The organism is Endozoicomonas sp. NE40 (genome assembly GCF_040549045.1).
In the GTDB taxonomy this organism is placed as follows: Bacteria; Pseudomonadota; Gammaproteobacteria; order Pseudomonadales; family Endozoicomonadaceae; genus Endozoicomonas_A; species Endozoicomonas_A lisbonensis.
The window spans coordinates 2,488,368-2,511,402 of record NZ_JBEWTB010000002.1; the positions used below are offsets into that span (position 1 = coordinate 2,488,368).

The window sequence follows — 23,035 nt, forward strand, 5'->3', positions numbered from 1 at the left end:
GTGACCAGAGTTGCAACGCAGTCACGACTGCATGGATGCAGGAGATAGGGCAACGCAGGAGCAGTTGCCGGGAGCGCCTGAACAATGAGTCAGAAAATATGATTTCATATGGTTGGGTACTTATAAGTTGTGTCATCCAAAATCTCTCTCAGGAGATTCGGAAACGCTGATTATAACAAACAGTATTTCTGTATGGTTTGGCCAGAATAATAACAGCCATTGTTGGCAAGTGCCGTAGCTGGGTCAGGGGTAATGAAAAAAATCATTCTCAGTCTCTTAGTTCCATTGGGTGTCTCATTAGGTGTTTCAGGGTTGGCGTTTGCGAAAGGAGACGCAGAAGCCGGTAAGGCAAAAGCAACTACCTGTACAGCCTGTCACGGGGCGACAGGAGTCAGCGCTACTCCCAACTATCCCAATATTGCCGGTCAGGGGGAGCGTTACCTGATCAAGCAGATAAAAGAAATAAAATCGGGCGTACGAAGTGTGCCGGAAATGACTCCATTTGTTGCCAAACTTTCCGACCAGGATATTGAAGATATCTCTGCGTTTTATGCCAGCCAGACAGCCGCTAAAGGTGTAGCTGATCCGGAAAAAGTGGCGCTGGGTGAAAAACTGTTCCGCTTTGGTGACGCCAAAAAAGCCATACCGGCATGCAGTGCCTGTCATTCACCAACCGGTCAGGGCAACTTTCTGGCAGGTTTCCCGCATATCTCCGGACAGCATCCGGCATACACCGAGAAACAGCTGAAGGAGTTCCGGGAAGGTATTCGGGTTAACGATGGTGACTCTAAAACCATGCGTATGGTTGCTGAAAAGCTCAGTAATAAGGAAGTTGAAGCTTTGGCCAGTTATATCAGCGGACTTCAGTAAGTCTTATTGGGCTAAAGGGTCTATGCTGTTCTCTGGTAAAAACAGAAGACCGGACGTCGCAGGCTAGCCCGAAAGCTGGTAAGTCAGACGGGGAAGAAGCTGCACTGGCAGGAGTTCTTGATGAAAAAAATAATTCGAAGCTTTTGGATAATGGCTTTACTGCTTCCAGTTTTGCTACAGGCGGCACCCCTTAAGAAAGCCCAGGAGGTTACAGAAGCCAGGGAAGTTAAGGAATCCAGGGATTATGAGGAAGGTAGAGACTACCGTCTGCTTAAATCGCCTGTTCAGACTTCTGTTGGCCCTGACCGTATCGAAGTAGCAGAAGTATTCTGGTACGGCTGCCCCCACTGTTACAGCCTTGACAAGGTTGTGAATGAATGGAAACCCAAACTTGCCAAAGAGGCTAAGCTTGTTCGGGTTCCTGGTTTTTTTGGCCCCAACCTCTGGCAAACTCATGCGCAACTCTATTACACGCTAGAAAGCCTTTTTCCGGATGAAAAGTTACTTGACTCCGTTCACGACGCAGTATTCCGGCAGGTTCAGGAAACCAATAACCGCTTGACCAATGAGAAGGAAATGACAGATTACCTGAGTCAGCATTACAAAGTGGACAAAGAAAAGTTTCTGTCTTACTACAACTCATTTGGTGTAAAAAATCTGCTGAATCAGGCGTCTTCCAAGGTTCGTGGCTATCAGTTAACGGGTGTACCAGCCCTGGTTGTTGATGGGCGATTTGTTATTGAGCCAAAGGTAGGCCTGGAAAAAATGCCTGAAATTGCTGATTTTCTGATCCAGAAGGTTAGTACTGAGCGCGCTGAAGCTAAAGCGAAGAAAGCTCCCGTAACCAGCCAGCCCGTTAAGGATCAGAACGTTAAAGTAAAGTAATTGTTACGGTTATGGGATAGTCGATAAACCTTGGGGTAAGCTTAAGAAAGAGTCTGTAACGTTCGGATATCACCGATGCCGATAAGAACCCTTAAGGGAGCTATTGCTGCCAGTTTACGAAGACGCAGCAAGTCTCCTCAGGCTGTTGCCTGCAGTGAACTCGATTATTTTCCTGTGAGCTTTAATAAACATCAGTGCCTGCGACTTCTCAGCTTTAACATTCAGGTGGGTATCAATACCCAGCAATATCGCCACTACCTTACCCGTAGCTGGCAGCACGTTTTACCTCATGCCAAACGTGTCCATAACCTCAACTCTATCGCTTCTGTTTTGCCTGATTTCGATATTGTTGCTTTGCAGGAAGTCGATGGCGGCAGCTTGCGCAGCGGCTTTGTGAATCAGACCGAATACCTTGCACTCAGAGGGCGATTTCCTTACTGGTACCAGCAGTTGAACCGCAACCTGGGTAAGTTTGCCCAGCACAGTAATGGACTTCTAAGCCGTTACAAGCCTGCAAGTCTCGAAGATCACAAATTGCCGGGTATCATTCCCGGACGTGGTGCTATTGTTGCGGAATATGGTCAGGGACGGGATACGCTGCTGGTGGTTATGATGCACCTTGCGCTGAGTCGCCGGACCCGTGACATTCAACTGTCCTATATTCGTGAGTTGGTGCAGTCGTACCGACACGTTGTACTGATGGGGGATATGAACACTCATGCAGAGCAACTGTTAAATCAGTCCCCGCTGAGAGGAAGTGGCTTACAGGCTGCGCACTGGGAACAAAACACTTTCCCCAGCTGGAAACCCCATAAATCCCTTGATCATATTCTTGTCAGCCAGTCACTGCTGGTGAACAAAATGGAAGTACTGAATATACCCATTTCCGACCATCTGCCAGTTGCCGTTGAAATAGAAGTTCCGGATAGTGTTCAGTTGAGGAAATAAAGCAAATCTTCTGTGGAACGGGTGTCAGACTGATAAAAAAAGGTCTGGCATCGAGGGGGAAGGAGGAGGGGTGATGCCAGACCTTAACAAATTCCAACCAGAAGTCAGGGAGTAATTGATGGGGAGTATATTACTCCCCTGAAAATTGATTTGTATCAGTATATTTGTGTTGTCTGATAAGTAATCAAACTGATTAAGGCTGTTTTTCCTGTCAAGCTGCAAAAGCGGTATTTCAAAGCTGATAATCGTATATTGTTGACTGAAATCAACAACATGAAGGGCTTTATAGTTTTTTTGACCACAATAAATACGCTGAAAAAATATTTCGATCAGCTGCATTAGTTACTTATAAGATGTTTGTTTTGCGAAGCCCAGGTATCCGGAAGAGATCATTAGAAACAAAAGCAGATGATAGAATAGAGTACAAACTTCTGGATGAGACAGTATGAATCCAATAAAAATCGGAGTATTCGGCTCTGCTTTTAATCCCCCTACTCTCGGGCATCAGGACGTTCTGAGTCAGGCTGCCGGTCATTTTGACCGGATTCTTCTGGTGCCGTCAGCTTCTCATGCTTTTTCCAAAAAGTTGCTGCCTTTTGCTGAGCGGGTAGCCATGCTGCAATGTTTTTTGAGAGAAGCTCTGGTTTCGGACTGTGAACTGGAACTCTGCACGCTTGAAGAAACTCTGCTGAGAAATAACCCCGATACGCCAGTGTATACTTTTGATCTGATGGAAGCGCTGGAGCAGCAATATGGCGAAGAGGTAGAGCTTGGTTTTATTCGCGGGCCGGACAACGCTGACCCTGCTACCTGGAACCGGTTCTATAAGGCTCAGGAAATAGAGCAACGCTGGAAGCTGTTTACAGCACAGGAAAGGCGTTCGATTCGAAGCAGCCTGGTACGGGAACTAACAGCTTCGGTAACATCGGACGATAACAGAAAAAAGGTGCTGGATGGTTTGCTGCATCCATCCGTACGTGACTACATTCTGACCAATAAACTCTATCAGGTCTGACAAAGCATTTATGAAGCAATCTAATGAACAAACTGCCCAGCAATCTACCCGGCCATCTACCCAGCAAGCCGCTTTTGGAATGGACGATGTTCGTATTGATGAAGAAGAAAATGTCTATTCCGGTTTTTTGAAGCTAAGCCGATACAAAATTCGACATGCCCTTTTTGAGGGAGGGTGGAGTCCTCAGCTCATTCGGGAAGCGGTCTATCGTGTACCGTCAGTTGGTGTACTCCTTTATGATCCGGGGCTGGATCAGGTGGTGCTGGTTGAACAGTTTCGTGTTGGCCCGATGTTAAGCAGGGAAGATCCCTGGTTGCTTGAAGTGGTGGCAGGGATTTCTGAGCCAAATGAAACTCTGGAGTCGGTTGCTCGCCGGGAGGTCAAAGAAGAAGCCAACTGCGAAGTGAAAGAGCTGCTGCCCATTTCTAATTTTTATATGAGTCCGGGGGCAACCAATGAAAGGCTGATGCTTTACTGTGGCATTACCGATGCTTCCGGAGCCGGTGGTTGCTATGGGCTGAAAGAAGAAGGTGAAGACATTCGGGTGCAGGTCGTGCCTTTTGCTGAAGCCTATGCGATGGTAGAAGACGGACGCATTGCTAATGCACCTGCCGTTATCGCTATTCAGTGGCTGAAACTACATCATCAGGAGCTACAGCAATATGCTTAAAAACAGTGTGATGCTAAAAAACAATGTGTTTGCTCTGTTGGTACTGTTTCTGCTGGCGGGTTGTCAGTCTTCCGGTATTCCCAACCTGTACAGGGAAGGGTTGCCAGGTACTGCCAGTTGGGCTGTACTCCCCTTCGCTAACTATACCGAATCTGAAAACGTCGCTACTCAGGTTGAGAGAATTCTGATGGTTATGCTGCCATCTAACGGTATCGACGAGCCTCAACTGTATCCGGAATTTATGGTTACCAGCGCAAATAATACACTGGCAGATGCTCACAGAATTCAGAATGGACGACAGTGGGCAGCACAGAGTGGCATAAGCTTCGCATTTTCCGGTGCTGTTAATGAGTGGATGTTTGATGATGAGGGCAGGCCTCGTGTAGCCCTGAGCCTGAATGTTACGGACGTTCGCAGTGATGAAACGCTATGGAGTATCAGCGGTGCCAGTGAAGGGTTGCCAGGCGATGACCTGTATGCTGTCAGTCGGGGGCTGATTAATGACCTGCTCCGGTCATTACCCATTAACCGTCGCTTATAAACCGCCATGTGCGAAGGATAATAAAGAGGATAGGCAAGGATGCTATACGCGCTAAAGGATGATCAGGGGCTGATAATCGCGGTTTCGGAAAAACAGCTTTCTGATGAGTGGAAATCGGTAGACCTGGAAGATGAGGCAGTTCTCATTTTTCTTCAACGTAACCCAACCATTGGCGGCAAGGTTATGCAGGCTGCCGATGCTGATTTTATCCGTGTACTGGAAGATGTTATCGACCTGTTGATTGATAAAGCCGTTATCCAGTTCACCGAACTGCCTGACCCGGTTCAGAACAAGTTATTGAATCGTCGCCGTTACCGTGAAGAACTTCGCAAAGACGACCGAACCAACCTGATTGGTGGTGAAGAAGATGAAGGCATTTTCTAACGTTCTTTTGAAATAACCCCTCCCGGGGTGTTTCTTGCGTTGGGTGTAGGCCATCCCTCAGCCCATTCATCCTGGTTAAATATGGCTCCGTCAGGAATCAGCAGGCTTTTGTCATCCACTCGCATGGGGTACAGAATTCCGTTGAGATGGTCCAGTTCGTGCTGCATTAACCGGGCATGGAAACCGGTCAGCTCCGCTTCCTGACGTTGGCCAGACTGGTCATAGCCTGCCACAGTAATCGATTCTGGCCTTTCAACCCAGCCACGCATGCCCGGTACAGAAAGGCAGCCTTCCCAGGTCCAGCAGGTGTCTGCACTGCTTTCAATGATTTGTGGATTAATCCAGAAGTTGAAAGGAATGTGTTCTATATCGGGGTAACGTATTCGATTTTCTTCAGAAATTCCCACACTTAACACTCTGACCGGCCAACCTGCCTGTGGCGCGGCTATACCGATGCCATTACTCCTGAGCTGTATCTGGCGGAGGGCATCCAGATTATCCTGAAATTCACTGGTGGCTATTTCGTCCAGTGTCACCTGTGGCTGCTCCTGAAAGAGCAGCGGATGACCCATCAGTAAAACGTCTGCTTCTGGTGACAACTTCATTGATCTTCCCCTATTTCCGTTTAATCATTAAAAAATAATAAAGATATCACGGCTGAGTCGTCATATAATGCCGCTTTTTAAAGCCTGGCTCTTTTCAAAAACGTTTTCAGGCTGAGTACTTATCATAATAATCTTGAACTAAAAGAATAGAACGATGACAAGAACCTATAGACTGTTAATCTCCTGTCCGGATGCCAGTGGCATTGTAGCAACAGTCAGCCAGTTTATTGCTGGGGAAGGTGGCTGGATTCTTGAAGCTAACCACCACTCCGATCCCGTGACAGGTCGTTTCTACATGCGCCATGAGATCAAAGCGGACAGCCTGCCGTTTGGGCTGAAGGAGTTCTGCACGAGGTTTCAGCCCATTGCTGATCAGTTAAAACTGGATTGGCGTATCAACGACTCAGGGCAGCCCCACCGGGTTGCCCTGTTAGCCAGCAAGCAGGCTCACTGTCTGTCTGACCTGCTCTATCGCTGGCGCAGTGGTGATCTGGCGATGGATATTCCATGCGTTATTTCTAACCATGAAGACTTGCGCAGTTTTGTTGAGTGGCATGGCATCCCCTTTCATTATGTGCCGGTTGATAAAGACAACAAGGCCGTGGCTTACGAGCGCATGAAAGAGCTTTTGTCTGAGTATGCCGTTGATACAGTTGTACTGGCGCGCTACATGCAGATCATCCCACCAGAGTTGTGCTCTCTCTATGAAAACCGGTTGATCAATATTCACCACAGTTTCCTGCCCTCGTTTGTTGGCGCAAAACCCTATCACCAAGCTTATGATCGCGGTGTAAAACTGGTGGGAGCCACCTGTCATTATGTCACTGAAGAGCTGGATGCCGGCCCTATCATTGAACAGGATGTGATTCGAGTGGGTCACAATCATCTGCCAGAAGATATGGTGCGTTTAGGGAAAGATGTAGAGAAAAACGTTCTGGCTCATGGTCTGCGCTATCATCTTGAAGACCGCGTTATTGTCGATGGCAAAAAGACCGTTATTCTGGACTGAACACTTTTCAACAGAAGCAGGCTAATAACTTTGATTGGTATAGCTTGTGGATAACCTGTTAGAGAATGTGTAAAACTGATTCTAAGTGATATTCACGTTGAGCTGCTTATGGAAAAGAATCTGCCATTTGCGCTTCTCAAGCCCTGCCCCTGCTGCCGGGGAAAGGCCGAACTCTCTGATATGGTCGTTTCAGAAACACAAATGTGGCAGGTTCACTGCAATCGGTGTGGACTGTCCTCCGAGCTGGATGATGACCTGGAGTTCAGTGTGCAGTGCTGGAATCGCCGACTGGAGTCTGAGAGGCTGAGAATGTGGCTGACCCTGTCAGCCACTTCGGTTCCCCTGGCAGCTGCTTTAGCCTTTCTGGCTGGCAGCTATCTGGGGCTCAGTTTATTTTCCTGATTATTTCAGGCAGTCAACAATGTTGTTCACAAGCCCGTTGATAAATTCTGGATAGGCATTGGGTCCTTCCGCAATATCCGTTGCCAGAGGATCAAGCAGAGAGACTTTGGTGTCGAGCCCTTCAACAATTCTATTGATATAAGCAGGCTGGAACTGTGGTTCTCTGAATACACAGGTTTTGCCAGATTCCTTCAGCTTCCCTCTTAACTCTGCCAGATGACGGGCTCCTGGCTGCTGTTCGGGATTCAGGGTGAAATGTCCGGCAATATTGAGGTGGTAATGATCCTGAAGGTAACCATACGCATCGTGGAACACAAAAATAGGGCGCTTGATGAAAGGTGCCAGCTTTTTCTTATTGCGGGCATCAACCTGGTTCATATTACTTACGAAGTTTTTCAGATTGTTTTTGTAAAGGCTGGCATTGGCCGGGTCCATCTCACTCAGGGTTGAACTCATGGCTGTCGCCATAGCGATGGCATTCTGCGGACTTAACCAGATATGAGCATCGTAGTCTCCATGGTGATGATGACCGTCGTCATGATGATGGTGGTGGTGTTCATCACCATCATCAGAATGCCTTAAATGAATGCCTTTGGCGCTCATCATAGGGACAGAGCGGGTATTTCTGTTATTGGCCAGCATCCTCTCAAGAAACACCTCCATATCCGGGCCAATCCAGAACATGACATCAGCGCTTTGCAGCAGGCGGGCATCAGAAGGTCTCAGACTGTGGCTATGAGGTGAAGCTCCGGGAGGCAGAAGAACATCTGGCTCTGTAACACCCTCAGTGATTGCCTGGGCAATCAGCTGTACTGGCTTGATGGATGTTAATACTTTCGGAGGCTGCGGCTGGCTGGGCAGTTTGCTGGAAAATGCTGGCGTATGGAAAAACAGCAAACTGATAAGGCTGATTATTATAGGGAATTTCTTATTGGGAACCATGAAACGTTACAACACTGCTTAAATTCGGAACGTTATAATATAACATATACAAAATGATGTGTACTTTTGTACAATTAATGGTTTTTTTCCAGACCCCCTGTTTTTAGCACATGCAGGCCCGTCGGGTGATTTTTTTCGATAAGTAGAAGCAGTCGTTGAAGGAATTCAGGCAGCCTCGAAGCTGCCTTATTGTTTCCGTTACTTGCTGTATCCGTTAATAGCTACCCCAGTAATCTTCACCACATTCACTACTCAGGCGCTTCTTTTCTTCCCGGTCTTCCAGAGCGCGACGGATGTACAGAGCCCGCTTTGATCCTTTTTCGGGCATTCCGTCCCGGGGGTGACCGGAAGCGGCGATGGACGTTTTTTTGGAGGCTTTATTCTTGGGCATGGCAGTAATCTCTTATTATTTTTTTGCTTACTGACCCTTTTAAAATAAGCCTGTGTCATATTATTGACAAGGGTGCATGTCTTTTATCTGTGTAAGACATTTCGTACAGCTCCTGGTTTCAGGTTTCTGTCTTGCTGGCACTTAAACTCTGTTTAATGTTTCGCAGTTGCTCAGAAACCTCGGGTTGTTTGAGTACAGCTACACCTGTTGCCAGTACATCGATCACGATCAGGTGAGCAATTCTTGACGACAGTGGTGTAAAGAGAGCGGTGTTTTCTCTTGCTTCGATTGACAGCGGAATATGGCAGTACTCAGCCAGCGGTGTGTTGACAGAGCAGACGCCGATAATGGTGGCACCCTTTGTTCTGGCCTGCTTCACACTTTGTAGCAGTTCCCGGGAGCGACCTGATTGCGAAATGGCAATAACGACATCGGCTTCAGTCATGGTTGAGGCAGAGATCAGTTGCAGGTGCGGATCTGAACTGGCAAAGGTCAGCGGTTTCAGGCGCATGAATTTATGCTGTGCATCCTGGGCAACCATGCCTGAAGCGCCAAACCCGAAGAACTCAACCCTTCTTGCCCGGGCAATAGCCTGGGTGGCGGTGTCTATCAGGCCAGTATTCAGAGCGTGTTTTACCTGTAGAATCTCTCTGATTGAGCTGTCAAAAACCTTACGACTGAGGTCTTCCATAGAATCGTCAGGGTTCAGTGAAAACTCTGCAAACTGTGGCGTGGAGGTATCGCTGCTGCCCACTGTTTTTGCCAACTTCAACCGGAAGTCCTGATAGCCAGCGCAACCAATGGCTTTGCAGAAACGAATCACGGTTGGTTCACTGACCTGCGTCTTCTTTGCCAGGTCAGCAATGCTGCAGTTCAGGCTTTCATGAGGGCATTTGAGGACAAAGTCGGCCACTTTTTTCTCGGAGCGGCGTAGGGAAGAGTAACCCTGTTGTACGGCAATAATAGGGTCGTTCATAAACTTCAGACTTCATTATTATTAGTATGTTTGTATTTATACTACATCGCTTGAAAATAAGACATAAGCCCCTGATCGATAACGTATCGAGTATTCGTTACACTGTTCCAAGTTTTAATTGCGAAGACCCGCTATGGATGTAACACCGATAATTGACTCTCTGAATGATGCCCAGCGGCAGGCGGTAACAGCCCCGCTGAGTTCGATGTTGGTACTGGCTGGAGCCGGAAGTGGTAAGACCAGAGTACTGGTGCATCGCATTGCCTGGCTGGTGCAGGTAGAAGCAATATCGCCTTACTCCATCATGGCCGTTACCTTTACCAACAAGGCAGCGGCAGAAATGCGCTCTCGAATTGAAGACCTGCTGGGGATTCCTCCGAGAGGCATGTGGGTGGGGACATTTCATGGTTTGTCTCACCGACTGTTGCGGGCTCATTACCAGGATGCCGGTCTGCCGGAAAGCTTCCAGATTCTCGACAGTGATGATCAGCTTCGTGTCATAAAACGCATTATGAAAGCGATGCAGCTGGATGAACAGCGCTGGCCACCAAGACAGGCGCAGTGGTACATCAACAGCAAGAAAGACGAAGGACTTCGCCCTGATTACATTGATCCGGGATATGATCCGTTTGAACGCACCATGCTGGATGTTTACCGGGCCTATCACCAGTACTGCGAGCAGATGGGGGTGGTGGACTTTGGTGAGCTGCTGTTACGAGCCCATGAGCTGTTCCTGAAACGCCCGGATATCCTTCAACACTACCGACAGCGTTTTCGCTACGTTCTGGTGGACGAATTTCAGGATACCAACGCCGTACAATACGCCTGGTTAAGACTGCTGGTGGGTGATGAAGACAAAATGATGGTCGTGGGGGATGATGACCAGTCCATTTATGGCTGGCGTGGTGCTCGTATTGAGAATATCCGCCAGTTTACCGAAGACTTTCCAAAATCCACCACGGTTAAACTTGAGCAGAACTACCGCTCTACAGGCATGATTCTTGATGCTGCCAATGCGGTTATTGCCAACAACCCTGACCGCCTTGGCAAAGAGCTGCGTACTGACAGTGGCGATGGAGAAGCGATCCAGCTTTATTCCGGTTTCAACGAAATGGATGAGGCCAGGTTTATTTCTGACCGCATCAGTGAAGCCGTTAACGAAGGCAAATCCCGTAGCGACATTGCCATCCTTTATCGTTCCAATGCCCAGTCCCGGAACCTGGAAGAAGCGTTGTTGAGAGCCGGAATTCCTTACCGGATTTATGGCGGCCAGCGTTTCTTCGAACGGGCTGAAATCAAGAATGCCCTCGCTTATCTGAGGTTGATCAGTACACCCCATGACGACACATCTCTGGAACGGGTGATCAATATTCCGGCACGGGGTATCGGTGAGAAAACCGTTGAAAAACTCAGGGAGGCTGCCCGCACACAGGATGTCTCCCTGTGGCTGGCAATCAAGAGCGTGATTGCCAACAAGGCTATTGGTGGCAAGGCCGGTCGTTCGCTGGCAGAGTTTGTCGACCTGATTGAAACCCTCGCTGCGGCAGGTGACGACCTTGATCTTGGTGAACTGACGGATCGTGTGATCACCCACACAGGCCTGGTTGAACACCATGAAAAAGAGAAGGGTGAAAAAGGTCGTGCCAGGGTGGAAAACCTTGAAGAACTGGTGACCGCCTGTCGCCAGTTTGATATCGACGACCTTGATCTGGATGAAGAAACTGAAACCATGAGTCCGCTGGATGCGTTTCTGGCCAATGCGGCACTGGAAGCCGGTGACAACCAGGCCGACCAGTTTTCTGACAGTGTTCAGATGATGACACTGCACTCGGCTAAAGGTCTGGAGTTCCCGATGGTGTTCCTTGCAGGCATGGAAGAAGGTCTGTTCCCTCACAAAATGTCTCTGGAAGAAGGCAATCTGGAAGAAGAACGTCGTCTTTGTTATGTAGGTATTACCCGGGCCATGGAGAAGCTGACCCTCAGCTATGCTGAAAATCGTCGTTTATATGGCAAGGATACCTTCAATCGCCCTTCCCGGTTTATTCGTGAAATACCCGGTGAGCTGATCCGGGAAGTGCGTCTGGGAGGCACGATTTCACGCCCGACCACTACACGACAGCCTGCGTCTTCTGCAGCGTCCGCCGGGCTGGAGCTTGGACAGCGGGTACACCACGATGTGTTTGGCGAAGGTACTATTTTAAGCGCTGAAGGTGACGGGGCTCAGGCAAGAGTGCAGGTGAATTTTGACAGTGAAGGCACCAAATGGCTGATGATGGCTTACGCTAATCTGGCGGTGATTTCATAATCTTTACCAGCCCGGATGTTCAGTCCGGGCTGATTATTTGACTACTGTCTGGATAAATTGACGGTTGCTGATTCACTCCCTTCACTGAAGGTGATTTGCAGAGTATTACCCTCCACCGTGGCGGAAGATTCAGCCTGTTCAACCGCAGAAAGCAAAGATTCTCCACTATGGTCCTGTTCTATCTTAAAGGTCAGTTTTGACTCGGAAAGATCAAAAGTCCCGTACTCTCCCCCGATCTGATTATTGGGTTCTTTTGACTGAATGCCGTAATAGCGACCATCTTCAGCAAAGACGAATACAGAGTCATTACCTTCTGACGGCTCAGGGCGCCAGACGCCGTACAGTTCTTCATAAACAGACTTTATCCGGGAAAACGCTGATTCTTCGCTTTCGATAGTGCCAGTAAGAGGATTGTAGGATGCCCTGTTAATTGCCAGTACGTTTTTGTTGTTAAGTATCTGAATATTAAGCAGTCTGTGATTAGAATCTCTGACCGACTCATCATTAATACCTGCCGGACCGTTGGTATCGACTTCATTAATAAAAGTCAGTTGTCCGGTGTCTGGTTGATAGGTGTAGGAACCGTATTCTATACCGTTGTTATTGTCAGGCTCGTTAAACTCAGCCTGATAATAAATGCCTGAGCCACTTTCCTGCTCAATGAAAATAAGCAGCGAAACCTTATCCTGACTCGAATCAAGCAGCCATGCACCGGTGTAGTCAGGCTTGTCTTTAGTCGCCAGCTGTTCTTTAAAATGCCGCAGGGCTTCCCCTTCCGGTTTTATCGTTTTACTGCTGTCACCGGATACTTCGCGCACAAAATCCAGAATACTGCCCTGTGCATCCAGGTCGAGGTTCTGGTCTGTAAAATCAATACCGGAGGAAAGAAGCTGATTGGCGAACTGTGCTGCTGTGGCTGGAATCCTTATACCGGTTTCTGGGTTGCCATCCAGATCCAGGGATTGAAGCACTCTGAGTATATTCACAGAAACCGGGTGGTCGGTTTTAACATTTTGATTACCGGGGTCGGCGGCTTGTGCAATATCCAGAGGCGTTACGGTAGCCTCCGCATTCACTGGTGGGAACGCAATAGAACCAATATAGAAAGTCACTTTTTCACTGGCCCGGTACTGGAACTCTCCCTGTTCATTCGTGAATCCTTCTTGCGTTGCGGTTCTGTAACCAATGTTTTGAACCGGGCTGTCCAGAAACTGTCCGGTAAAACTGGTTGCGCTGGATGAGCTGCTGGAGCTGCCAGAGCCACCACCGCATGCAGTTAGCAGCAAAGCGATGACGGTAAGAGCCAGATGAACATGGAATTTGGTTGTCTTCATTATTCTTCACCAGTCCCTGTGTCGAATAGGTTTATTATTTAATCGAAAAATAAATAGTTCAATCAATACTGCAATGAATAGCTTAATGAATCGTTTGATGAGCAGCTTAATGAATTTCAGTTGCTTGAAAAAACACACCTGCTAACATGCTCCTGTCTTCTATAAAAACAGCTACATAAAAACAACAATGACAGAAAGGTAAAGTCATGAAACGTCGTAACCTGCTTGCCTCCGTTGGGCTGGCATTGTCTGCAACATTCCTCGCCGGTTGTGGATCGTCCGAGCAAGCTGAAACTTCCGCTGCAGCAGAGCCTGAAGCTCAATCCTTTGAATGGAAACTGGTCACGTCCTGGCCGAAAAACTTCCCCGGACTGGGCATGGGGCCGGAACGTTTTGCCAGTATGGTTGATGAAATGAGTGCTGGTCGTCTTAAGGTTAAGGTATACGGCGCTGGTGAACTGGTTCCGGCACTGGAAGTGTTTGATGCAGTGTCCAATGGTACCGCTGACATGGGACATGCAGGAGCCTACTACTGGAAGGGAAAAGAGCCTGCCGCTCAGTTTTTTGCCGCCGTACCTTTTGGTTTAAACGCTCAGGAAATCAGCAGCTGGATTCACTATGGCGGTGGACAGGCCCTGTGGGATGAAGTGTACAAGCCTTTTAACATCAAGCCTCTGGCGGGTGGTAACACCGGCGTACAGATGGCGGGCTGGTTTAATAAGGAAATTAACTCTCTTGATGATATCAGGGGGTTGAAAATGCGCATTCCCGGCATGGGCGGAGAAGTGCTGAAGCGTCTGGGAGGCGTCCCGGTAACACTGCCGGGCGGTGAACTCTTTACGGCTCTTCAGACCGGAGCCATTGATGCGACCGAATGGGTTGGCCCCTACAACGATATGGCCTTTGGTTTCTATAAAGTCGCTTCCTATTACTACTATCCGGGCTGGCATGAGCCTGGCACCATGCTGGAATTTACCATTAACCTGAATGCCTGGAACGCTTTGCCAGCTGACCTTCAGGCCATCGTAACGGCTGCCGCCAGAGCGGTTAACCAGGACATGATCGACGAGTACACTGCCAGAAATAATGCGGCACTGAACCAGCTGGTGTTTGAGCATGGCGTGAAGCTGCGTCGTTTGCCGGATGACGTATTAAAAGAGCTGAAGAAAACCGCTGATGAGGTGACGGCTGAAGTGGCTGCCACCAGTGATGTTGCCAAACGGGTTTACGATTCCTTCAATGCCTTCCGCGAACAGTCCATCCAGTATCACAAAATATCTGAAGAAGCTTATTACGACGCTCGTTCTTTATAGAAGCTAAATGAGCAGGGATTAACTTCCCTGCTCCAGCTCATGCACCTCTTGAAATCCCATTGACTCCAGCGCGGGCATCAGGGCATGAATGCCGTCAGGGCTACCGGTATAGATAAACCGGTCAGAGGTCGGTGTTCTGGAATCAGGGACAGTATCCAGTAGAAATTCAACCCGTCTGGCAATAGCTTCGCCGGAATTAATCCAGTGAATGGGAGCCGGACAGGCGGCCTGAAGCTGTTGCTCCAGCAAAGGAAAGTGGGTGCAGCCTAATACAATGCAGTCGGGCTGTTTGCCATTGGCAAAAAAAGGTTCAACGACGGTTTTGTACTCCTCATGGCTGACAGGCTGTTCACGCAGATGGCGTTCTGCCATTTCAACCAGTTCACTGGAACCCACAGAAATGACATCGCAGTCTCTGGCAAAATCACGAATTAACTGATGAGTATATTCTCTGGCAATGGTTCCCGGTGTGGCCAGCAATCCAATACTGCGTTTTTTTGACCACTCTCCTGCCGGTTTGATGGCTGGAACAACACCCACCACCGGAATTTGCAGCGTCTGTCGGGCTCGGGGTAGAGAGATGGTACTGGCTGTATTGCAGGCAATAATGGCAAGGGATGGCTGATATTGCTCAGCCAGCTGGCTCAGGCAATACAGGGTTCGGTCAATGACTTCAGCCTCTGGCTTTGGGCCATAAGGGAATGCTTCATTGTCCGCGCAGTAAATGACCTCGATCCCCGGAAGTCTGCGTTTGACTTCCTGATAAATACTCAGCCCCCCAACGCCGGAGTCGAAGATTACAATGGGGTTCTCTTGCTGAATAGATCGATGAATAGGTCGTTGCGTGAGCCGTTGCATAGACAAAGGTGCTGTCGTTCCACAAAAGCAAACAGGGTAGACGCTGGCAACCGGTTTGCAAATAAGTTCATACTGCAACAGCCTTCCGGAGATTGCAGTTTTGCCTGAAAACTGGACAGAGCGCTGCAATACAGTATTGTAAAGCTCCGTCACTTTCTTACTGGTCATTATGTCATGCAGATTAAAAATGACTTCAATAGTCTTTTGGACGAATTTCCTGTTGAACCTGCATCGATCCTGCAAAATTTGTCCACGCAGTCCGGGCGACTGGATAAAAAGCAGGTTGACTCATTACTGTCTTGTCTGAATATGACAATAGGGGAGCTGATGAAAGCTCTGTTGCCTCTCGCAGCTTCCCTGAGTGTTACTCCGATTTCCGGTTTTCAGGTAGGAACCGTCGCAGAAGGAGGCAGTGGCAATCTGTATTTCGGTGCGAACCTTGAGTTTTTGCAGCACCCTCTGAAAATTACAGTCCATGCTGAGCAGTGTGTTGTCACCAATGCCTGGCACCAGGGGGAAACCCGGTTGCAACGCCTGATGGTGAATGAGGCTCCCTGCGGGCATTGTCGTCAGTTTTTAAAAGAGCTGAACCGGGTTGATGAGATGCAGATCATTATTGATCGCAGCCCCGGTGGGGAAATCGTGAATTGCAGGATCGCCGATTTGCTGCCAGGTGCTTTTGGCCCTGATGACCTGGGTGTCAAAGAGTACCTGATGAGCGATGTTTGTTATCCATTGACGCTGGAAGAGATGTCGCTGGCAGAAAACAGCGAGCTGGCTCAGGCGGCACTGGAGGCGGCTCAGCGAAGCCATGCGCCCATTTCAAACAGCCGGGCGGGCGTAGCTCTGCAACTGTCCAGTGGTCGGGTGGTCACCGGACGCTATGGAGAGAACGCCGCTTTTAATCCGGGCATTTCAGCTATGGAAGCGGTGGTTGTTAACTGGCGGATGGCACTGCTTGCGCAGCCAGAAGATCGTGTGGTTGCCGCTGTGATGGTTGAACAGCAGGGAGCCAGTTCACAGCGCTATCTGGCAGAGGCTTTTCTGGCTGACTATGGTGTTAACCTTGAGTATTTCAGGGTCTAAACTAAACAGGAAGCCAAGTTAGTAAATGTTGAATATTTCGGGCAGGGACGCTCAGCGATGAAAATAGATCCTTCCACCACATCCACGAATCTTGATTACGGTCACAACTCCGACGATGGTTCGGGTGAAAACCAGCAAAATAAAAAGCAGGATGACAAGCCGTATAATCCTGTTTTGCCCCATGATCATGCTGATGTCACCCGCTCGAAAAAACTGGCTGCACGCAAGGCTCGTAAAAAGAAAAGAAAAATCGCCGAGCGCAGAGCCCGGCGAAAAAAGAGTGAAGATAATTAGCTTTCAGTTCCCATTAAAAATACTCTAAAAAAGAACTCATTTGTTCAGGGCCTTCTGGCTGACTTTGCTGTTGATCCGTGCTTCCTCCTTCCTCAGAACTGATTGAATCTGGGGAATCTTCTGCGCACTCACTTCCTCTGTATTCTTCAGCTTCCCACTGTGCTTGAGGGTTAATGCGATTTTTATTTTTTCCTTTATGATGATTTTTACCATCTTTATTTGAGCGGTCATCTTTTGTTTTTCTTTTACGTTCTTTACCATCTTTTTGGTCATGTGTTCTTTTTTGCTTTTTTTCAATTCTGCTTTTTTTGCTGTTAGTTAAAATGGCATCTTCATCGTTTGTGCCAAAGACTTGTTCTTGGTCACTTTGGTCACTTTGGTCACTGTCGTCACAGGATGTTGCACTCTCACTATCACTATTACTATCAGTTAGTGAGGATCTTCTTTCAGATGGAGGAGTCCCGGGAGCCATTTCATCTGGAACCGACTGTATGTATTGCCGGGCAACCGGATAATGAGGGTCATTCTGAATCATAGGGATAGTTAGGCGGGGCTTTCGTCCGCCCACTGCAGAGTAAGGAAGTTCAAATCTTTTAGATGGGTTGGATGGGAAGTATGTCGCAACTCCAGAATTTTTAGCTACTTTTGTTATTCTTTTTTTCCTGGTTTTGTTAGGCGCAACACCTTCTTCTGGTTCTTTTTTCTCATATTTGACAGGTCTGCGGGGAGGCTCATTACCCCCCGCTGAACCATAACTGGAACCTTTAGGTTCGGCAGTCACTGAAGGTGGGCTTTGCTTTGTGTCTGAGGAGGCTGCAGAAGACTCCCTGCTGTCAGAGCCTTCATTTTTTGAAGAACTGTTGCCGTCCACAGGCTCTTCCTTAGAACTGATTTCACCTATAACAGAAATTTTGACAGGTTCTCCTTTGCGCGTTAAAAGCAAATACTCATCAGATAAGAACCAGCTTTCGTCAAAGCCAAACTGTTGCCAGCCAAATGAAAAATCTGGTGGTGAAGGAAAAGGTGCGGCATCCGCTGCCTGATAAACATATAGCTTTTCCTTTTTATTCCATGATAAATGTGAACCGTCATCACAGATTACAGTGGAGTAGAAAAAGTAACCTGCATTCTCATAGCAGGACCAGGCACTGGTCATATCCTTTAATGATGTACGGTGAAGCATTGTAAAACCGGTCAAAACTCCCTCAGGGTAATCATCTCTGTCTACACGGGAAGGCACTTTGATTCGGTATGCTGTTTTGGTTGTTGCAGAGAGAATAAAGTTAGAGCTGACCTCATCAAACAAAACCTTAAGTTTATTATTAGCGACAGGCTCCGCTATTTTAAGCAGCCGACTTTGATAGTCGGAAGCATTCTGTTGACCTGATTCGGGCGGTACCGTGCCGTATTCCCCAGAGAGTTTGAAAGACAAAGACTGCTTTCCATTGGTATAACGAAAAAGCTGAGCAGAAATACCGTTAAGAGGCAGCGCTACCTGTTGGGTTTGCTGTAGTTCTGGCATTACCCGGGAGGTTGTGATGTCGGCTATGCTGTCAGCTAAAACAGTGTCCTTTCTAATGAAGCCAACTTCGGGAGTAGAAAATTCCAGCCCACCTGATGGCATTACTGAACCAAAGCCTGAGTCAAAAGCCAATGCAGGAAAAGTTGCAAAAAGAGAGACAATCGGAAGAGTCCGATACTTCATTATGTGTTCCTCGCTCAACCATTATATTTATAGACCGTATCTGTTTAGCAGTGACTGAGGGAGTTGCAAGTTCTTGAGCAATTAAACAGGCTATGCTCTGATGACCACAAAATAAAAAACTGACCAGAATGGCGATCGTAAAGGCAGCGATAAAGAACGACTATAAAGCGCAGCTAAAAGAGTAACGATAAGAGTAATGATAAAGAGCAGCTATGACTAAAAAACACTACGATGTACTGGTAGTTGGTGGGGGAATGGTAGGCGCGGCACTGGCTGCGGCGCTGGGGTTGCATGGCATTACTGTAGCCGTTTTCGACCAGAAAATGCCGGAACCGTTTGCGGCAGAGGCTTTGCCTGATATTCGTGTGTCTGCATTGAGCCAGGCTTCAGAAGCCTTACTACGAAAGGTGGGGGCCTGGTCGCTCATGCAATCCATGCGCATGTGTCCGTATCGGAAAATGGCTGTCTGGGAAAAGCTTGAGCATCCTTTCAGTCAGCGCTTCAATCAAACCCTGTTTGACGCCGCAGATGCTCACTTTGAGCAGCTGGGTTTTATCGTCGAAAACCGGGTCACTCAGCTGGGTTTGCTGGAAGCCCTAAAAGACAATGACAGTGTAGACCTGCATTGCCCGGTGACGATTGAACACATAAACCTCTCCGGTCAACAACCCGAACTTACTTTGCAGGATGGACGTGTCTTCTCCGGTGAACTGCTGGTCGGAGCGGATGGCGCTCAATCCAGAGTTCGTGAACAGGCAGGTATTCGTCTTGAAACGTCTGAATATGCCCAGCAGTGCTTTGTTGCCACCGTTGAAATTGCCGGCGGGCAGCAGGACATCACCTGGCAGGCATTCACCCCGACGGGTCCCGAGGCGTTTTTGCCCCTGCCTGATATCAATGGCAGAAGCTATGCTTCTGTCGTCTGGTATCACCAGCCGGAACCGATTCGGCGGTTAATGTCGCTGGCGAACCAGCAACGCACTGATGAGCTTATTAATGAAATAGAGACAACCTTTCCCACTGAGTTGCCAGAAATAAAAGCGTTGCACGAGTGCAGCTATTTTCCTTTAGCCAGAAGGCATGCAATAAATTACTACACACAGGGTGTGGTTCTGGTAGGAGATGCTGCACACACCATAAACCCTCTGGCAGGTCAGGGTGTGAATCTTGGTTTTCAGGACGTTGCCTGGCTGGGTCAACACCTGTTTGATGCAAAAAAACAGCAGCGTAACCTGGGCTCTGCCGATGTTCTGGCGGGTTATGAAAAGGCCAGACGTAAAGACAATCTGTTAATGATGACGACAATGGATGCTTTCTATCATACGTTCAGCAATAACAGTCTGCCTTTGAAGCTTGCTCGCAATGCGATGTTAGCCATTGCCGGGAAAAACAGGCCAGCAGTTACGCAGGTGATGAAGTATGCGATGGGTGTTTCCGGTAAAAAGCCGGAATGGTTATTACAATAAAACACAGTGTTTGCGTTAATCCCTGATGCCTCTGGAATCTCAGGGGCGTTACGATTCTCTGGCTAAATATTTCAGGTAGGGAGTCAGGTTATGCGGATGGTGCTATCAGCCTTTTTAAAACTGGCTGCAATTGCTTCTTTAGGTTATTGGTGGATGTGGCTGTTTCTGGGAACTGCCTACCATTACCTGATCCGGCATGACTCTCTATGGTCTTCCGTGCAGTCCGGTGCGGGCATGATGCTGGTCGTTTTTGTGATTGGCATGCTGAGCGTCCAGCTCTCGGAAGTGCTGGTTCCCATGGAAGAATACAGTGACTGATTCTAAAGGGCAGCTGAAGCTGCCCTTTTGCGTTTTATTGCTTTGTCTCATTCCACGGATCAACGTGTATCAGCACCTCAAGAATCTGAGGCCCCTCTTCAAGCAATAACTTTTCAACCGCTAACGCAATATCATGCCCCTGATTGACGGTCAGAGTGCCATCAACGTGCAGGTGCATATCCACAAACAACCCACCATGGTGCCGGGTTCTTAACCGGTGAATGCCCTTAACGCCTTCAACGGTGACTGCAAGCTCATGGAGCCGCTCGATAATGTCTTCTGAAGCCCCGGTATCCACCAGGGAGCCCAGTGCAGGGGAGCAGATTTTAAAGGCTGAAAACAGGATGAACAGCGCAATAATGAGCGCACCCGCCAGATCGATCCAGGCAAACTGGGGCAGAAACATTGATACCAGTACCGCAATGGCTGCGGGCATTGAGCTTAACGCATCACTTCGATGATGCCAGGCGTTGGCGATCAGGGCTGACGAATTAACCTGTTTACCTTTGTGCAGAGTCCAGTGGAACAGACCTTCTTTGGTAACGATGGAGATCAGTGCGGCAACGAGAGCAACAGGTTCTGCGCTGGAAATATTTCCTTTATCCCAGGAAGAAAAAGCATCCCAGGCTATGCCAATGCCTGTACCAACCATCAGAACCCCGATAAACAGGGTAACAAGGGTTTCAAAGCGTTGATGTCCGTAAGGGTGCCGACTGTCGGCAGGTTTTGACCAGATTTTTACGCCTGCAAGCACCGCAAAGTCACTGATAAGGTCGGAAAGGCTGTGCAAACCGTCAGCCACAACAGCCCGGCTGTTGCCCAGTGTTCCTGCCAGAATTTTCAGAACAGAAAGGGCCAGATTAACGATTAAGCCAATCCAGGTGGTAACAGTAACAGTGTGTGCTGCCAGCTCTGTGTTATGAACGAACGGCGATGGTTGTGTATCAGTCATTGGATCCATGGTTTATGGGCGTTTTTATGAGTTTTCTGGCTGCAACCTTAAGGTGACCGGACCGATTTGAAAATACTGGATTACCCTGTTTCATCCCTGTTGCTGATAAACCCCCATTGACCCCATGCAGATAGACCGATAAGGTTCACAGCCTCCAAATTGTGTACTCTCGTACATATCCTATAAACGACAGCGGTTTCAAACGAGGAGTCTCTCTTTATGAGTACCCGGGAATACCCACTGCCGAGAATGATCGTATTTTCACTGTTCTTCTCCGGCATGGCCATCGCAGCAGTTCTGGCTGCAAAAATCATCAACATTGCTGGCTTTGCCGTACCTGCCGGGGTACTGGCTTACGCAATTACTTTTGCCTGCACCGACATCATTGGTGAAGTGTATGGCGAAAAAGTAGCGCGTAAAATGGTATTGGCGGGTTTTGTTGCCATGATTTCGGTGACCTTGCTGATTCAGCTGGCTATCGTCTGGCCAGCCGCCTATTTCTGGCAGGGACAGGAAGTGTTCGAACAGGTATTAGGCAGCAGCCCACGTATTATCATTGCCAGTATGGCGGCTTATATTTCCAGCCAGTATCTGGATATCACCATTTTCAGCCGTTTGAAAAAGGCGACCAATGGTAAGCACCTGTGGCTGCGTAACAACGCTTCTACGTTCTCTTCTCAACTGATTGATTCAGCCGTTTTTGTAACGGTTGCCTTTTATGGTGTGTTTCCGATCGGTGAAATGATTATTGGACAGTGGATTGTTAAAATGCTGATTGCGGCGATTGATACACCTGTTGTGTATATGGGGGTGTCGATGCTGAAGAAACAACTGGTTTCAGAGGCGCAGACAGCTTACGCTTGATCAATACTCTTGATCTGCACTTAAGCCGTCTATATAAATCAGACGGCTTAAGTCGTATTATTTCCTTTCCTGCTTCTTATCTCTTTCCATCTCTGAAGATACAATCAAACACTTTCCGGTCATCTGTCTGAATTTGTGAGTGTCTTACCCAATGTCGTTTTCCTTTAAAGCTGCTTTGCTGGCTGGTTTCTGTGCCATTTCATTTCAGGCTTTTTCTGCACCTTCTGCCCCGGAGAACTTCTCACAGGCCAAACGCGAGGCTGAAAAAATCTACGAAGCCAATATGACCAGCTTTTACTGTGGCTGTGATATCAAACGTGAAGGCAAAAGGCTGGTACCCGATCTTGAATCCTGTGGTTATGAAATTCGGAAGCAGGAAGTTCGTGCCAACCGTATTGAATGGGAGCATGTTGTACCCGCCTGGGAGTTTGGTCATCAGCTGCAGTGCTGGCAGGATGGCGGGCGCAGAAACTGTGGAAGGAACGAAAAATTTCGCCGCATGGAAGCCGACCTTCATAATCTGGCACCGGCCGTGGGCGAAGTAAATGGCGACCGATCCAACTACCGGTTTGGCTTTCTTCTCGACACACCGGAAATGTACGGACAGTGTGACTTCAAAGTGAACTTCAAAGAACGTAAGGCGCAGCCACCCATAGCCAAGCGGGGCAAAATTGCCCGAATTTACCTGTATATGGAGGACCGTTATCCGTTCAAACTGAGTGACGGTCAGCGCAAGCTTTACGAAGCCTGGGACAAACTGTATCCGCCAACAGAGTGGGAGCTTCAGCGCAATGACAAGATTTCGAGGGTTCAGGGCTGGGAGAACCCTTACGTTTCAGCACACGCCGGATAGTCTGACTCTTAGGTATGATATTATAACTCGATTCATTAACGCTTCCGGA

The 23,035-nt window shown here is 48.3% G+C and carries 25 protein-coding genes; 17 read left to right on the forward strand and 8 right to left on the reverse strand.

Annotation, left to right across the window (positions count from 1 at the left end; all coding sequences use genetic code 11):
• Positions 1-252: 252 nt before the first annotated feature.
• The 7 genes from V5J35_RS12310 to V5J35_RS12340 all read left to right on the forward strand — a co-directional run bounded on the left by V5J35_RS12310 (position 253) and on the right by V5J35_RS12340 (position 5,313).
• Positions 253-870, forward strand: a complete 618-nt coding sequence (locus tag V5J35_RS12310; RefSeq protein WP_354007418.1) for a c-type cytochrome — start codon at positions 253-255, stop codon at positions 868-870.
• Positions 871-990: 120 nt separating this feature from the next.
• The gene (locus tag V5J35_RS12315; RefSeq protein WP_354007419.1) at positions 991-1,755 is read left to right on the forward strand and encodes a thiol:disulfide interchange protein DsbA/DsbL; all 765 of its coding nucleotides are present in this window, start codon (positions 991-993) and stop codon (positions 1,753-1,755) included.
• A gap of 75 nt (positions 1,756-1,830) precedes the next feature.
• Positions 1,831-2,703: an endonuclease/exonuclease/phosphatase family protein gene (locus V5J35_RS12320; protein WP_354007420.1), complete on the forward strand. Its 873-nt coding sequence runs from the start codon at positions 1,831-1,833 to the stop codon at positions 2,701-2,703.
• A 445-nt stretch (positions 2,704-3,148) separates the two neighbouring features.
• Positions 3,149-3,718: an adenylyltransferase/cytidyltransferase family protein gene (locus V5J35_RS12325; protein WP_354007421.1), complete on the forward strand. Its 570-nt coding sequence runs from the start codon at positions 3,149-3,151 to the stop codon at positions 3,716-3,718.
• A gap of 10 nt (positions 3,719-3,728) precedes the next feature.
• Entirely contained in the window at positions 3,729-4,388 is a 660-nt protein-coding gene (locus tag V5J35_RS12330) for an NUDIX domain-containing protein (protein WP_354007422.1), read from the forward strand.
• Positions 4,381-4,929, forward strand: a complete 549-nt coding sequence (locus V5J35_RS12335; protein ID WP_354007423.1) for a hypothetical protein — start codon at positions 4,381-4,383, stop codon at positions 4,927-4,929. The genes V5J35_RS12330 and V5J35_RS12335 overlap by 8 nt, the downstream gene beginning before the upstream one ends.
• 39 nt (positions 4,930-4,968) lie before the next feature.
• A complete protein-coding gene (locus tag V5J35_RS12340) occupies positions 4,969-5,313 on the forward strand; it encodes a hypothetical protein (RefSeq protein ID WP_354007424.1) in 345 nt (114 codons plus the stop codon).
• Here the strand turns inward: V5J35_RS12340 and def are convergent.
• Complete coding sequence (gene def / locus V5J35_RS12345; RefSeq protein WP_354007425.1) at positions 5,310-5,918, reverse strand: peptide deformylase; 609 nt, start codon at positions 5,916-5,918, stop codon at positions 5,310-5,312. The two genes, V5J35_RS12340 and def, sit on opposite strands and share 4 nt — an antisense overlap.
• 154 nt (positions 5,919-6,072) lie before the next feature.
• Here def and purU point away from each other — a divergent pair, with 154 nt between their 5' ends.
• Entirely contained in the window at positions 6,073-6,927 is an 855-nt protein-coding gene (gene purU, locus V5J35_RS12350; RefSeq protein ID WP_354007426.1) for a formyltetrahydrofolate deformylase, read from the forward strand.
• A gap of 108 nt (positions 6,928-7,035) precedes the next feature.
• Positions 7,036-7,329, forward strand: coding sequence for a hypothetical protein (locus tag V5J35_RS12355; protein ID WP_354007427.1), 294 nt, complete (start codon positions 7,036-7,038; stop codon positions 7,327-7,329).
• Here V5J35_RS12355 and znuA read toward each other — a convergent pair whose 3' ends face one another.
• The 3 genes from znuA to V5J35_RS12370 form a co-directional block, all read right to left on the reverse strand.
• A complete protein-coding gene (gene znuA, locus V5J35_RS12360) occupies positions 7,330-8,271 on the reverse strand; it encodes a zinc ABC transporter substrate-binding protein ZnuA (RefSeq protein ID WP_354007428.1) in 942 nt (313 codons plus the stop codon).
• Positions 8,272-8,485: 214 nt separating this feature from the next.
• The gene (locus V5J35_RS12365) at positions 8,486-8,662 is read right to left on the reverse strand and encodes a hypothetical protein (protein WP_354007429.1); all 177 of its coding nucleotides are present in this window, start codon (positions 8,660-8,662) and stop codon (positions 8,486-8,488) included.
• Between the two features lie 118 nt (positions 8,663-8,780).
• Entirely contained in the window at positions 8,781-9,638 is an 858-nt protein-coding gene (locus V5J35_RS12370; protein ID WP_354007430.1) for a MurR/RpiR family transcriptional regulator, read from the reverse strand.
• 133 nt (positions 9,639-9,771) lie between these two features.
• On the opposite strand from V5J35_RS12370, the gene uvrD reads away from it, so the two are divergent.
• A complete protein-coding gene (gene uvrD, locus V5J35_RS12375) occupies positions 9,772-11,943 on the forward strand; it encodes a DNA helicase II (protein ID WP_354007431.1) in 2,172 nt (723 codons plus the stop codon).
• 41 nt (positions 11,944-11,984) lie between these two features.
• Here the strand turns inward: uvrD and V5J35_RS12380 are convergent, their stop codons facing one another.
• Positions 11,985-13,277, reverse strand: a complete 1,293-nt coding sequence (locus tag V5J35_RS12380) for a hypothetical protein (RefSeq protein ID WP_354016393.1) — start codon at positions 13,275-13,277, stop codon at positions 11,985-11,987.
• Between the two features lie 206 nt (positions 13,278-13,483).
• On the opposite strand from V5J35_RS12380, the gene V5J35_RS12385 reads away from it, so the two are divergent.
• Positions 13,484-14,590 (forward strand): TRAP transporter substrate-binding protein, encoded by a 1,107-nt coding sequence (locus V5J35_RS12385; RefSeq protein ID WP_354007434.1) that lies wholly within the window; start codon positions 13,484-13,486, stop codon positions 14,588-14,590.
• Between the two features lie 18 nt (positions 14,591-14,608).
• Here V5J35_RS12385 and murI read toward each other — a convergent pair whose 3' ends face one another.
• Entirely contained in the window at positions 14,609-15,616 is a 1,008-nt protein-coding gene (murI, locus tag V5J35_RS12390) for a glutamate racemase (RefSeq protein WP_354007435.1), read from the reverse strand.
• Between the two features lie 6 nt (positions 15,617-15,622).
• Here murI and cdd point away from each other — a divergent pair, with 6 nt between their 5' ends.
• Entirely contained in the window at positions 15,623-16,534 is a 912-nt protein-coding gene (cdd, locus tag V5J35_RS12395) for a cytidine deaminase (RefSeq protein ID WP_354016394.1), read from the forward strand.
• A 57-nt stretch (positions 16,535-16,591) separates the two neighbouring features.
• Positions 16,592-16,828, forward strand: coding sequence for a hypothetical protein (locus V5J35_RS12400; RefSeq protein ID WP_354007438.1), 237 nt, complete (start codon positions 16,592-16,594; stop codon positions 16,826-16,828).
• A 13-nt stretch (positions 16,829-16,841) separates the two neighbouring features.
• Here V5J35_RS12400 and V5J35_RS12405 read toward each other — a convergent pair whose 3' ends face one another.
• On the reverse strand, positions 16,842-18,533 hold the full coding sequence (locus V5J35_RS12405; RefSeq protein WP_354007439.1) for a hypothetical protein: 1,692 nt from the start codon (positions 18,531-18,533) through the stop codon (positions 16,842-16,844).
• 212 nt (positions 18,534-18,745) lie between these two features.
• Between V5J35_RS12405 and V5J35_RS12410 the strand changes: the two genes are divergently transcribed.
• Positions 18,746-19,999 carry an FAD-dependent monooxygenase gene (locus tag V5J35_RS12410; RefSeq protein WP_354007440.1) on the forward strand — a complete coding sequence of 418 codons (1,254 nt, stop codon included), beginning with the start codon at positions 18,746-18,748 and terminating at the stop codon, positions 19,997-19,999.
• 96 nt (positions 20,000-20,095) lie between these two features.
• Entirely contained in the window at positions 20,096-20,317 is a 222-nt protein-coding gene (locus tag V5J35_RS12415; RefSeq protein ID WP_354007441.1) for a hypothetical protein, read from the forward strand.
• A 34-nt stretch (positions 20,318-20,351) separates the two neighbouring features.
• Here V5J35_RS12415 and V5J35_RS12420 read toward each other — a convergent pair whose 3' ends face one another.
• Positions 20,352-21,269, reverse strand: coding sequence for a cation diffusion facilitator family transporter (locus V5J35_RS12420; protein ID WP_354007442.1), 918 nt, complete (start codon positions 21,267-21,269; stop codon positions 20,352-20,354).
• Positions 21,270-21,488: 219 nt separating this feature from the next.
• On the opposite strand from V5J35_RS12420, the gene V5J35_RS12425 reads away from it, so the two are divergent.
• Both V5J35_RS12425 and V5J35_RS12430 read left to right on the forward strand, forming a co-directional pair.
• Positions 21,489-22,133 (forward strand): queuosine precursor transporter, encoded by a 645-nt coding sequence (locus V5J35_RS12425; RefSeq protein ID WP_354007443.1) that lies wholly within the window; start codon positions 21,489-21,491, stop codon positions 22,131-22,133.
• A 151-nt stretch (positions 22,134-22,284) separates the two neighbouring features.
• A complete protein-coding gene (locus tag V5J35_RS12430) occupies positions 22,285-22,986 on the forward strand; it encodes an endonuclease (protein ID WP_354016395.1) in 702 nt (233 codons plus the stop codon).
• The last annotated feature ends 49 nt before the right edge of the window (positions 22,987-23,035 follow it).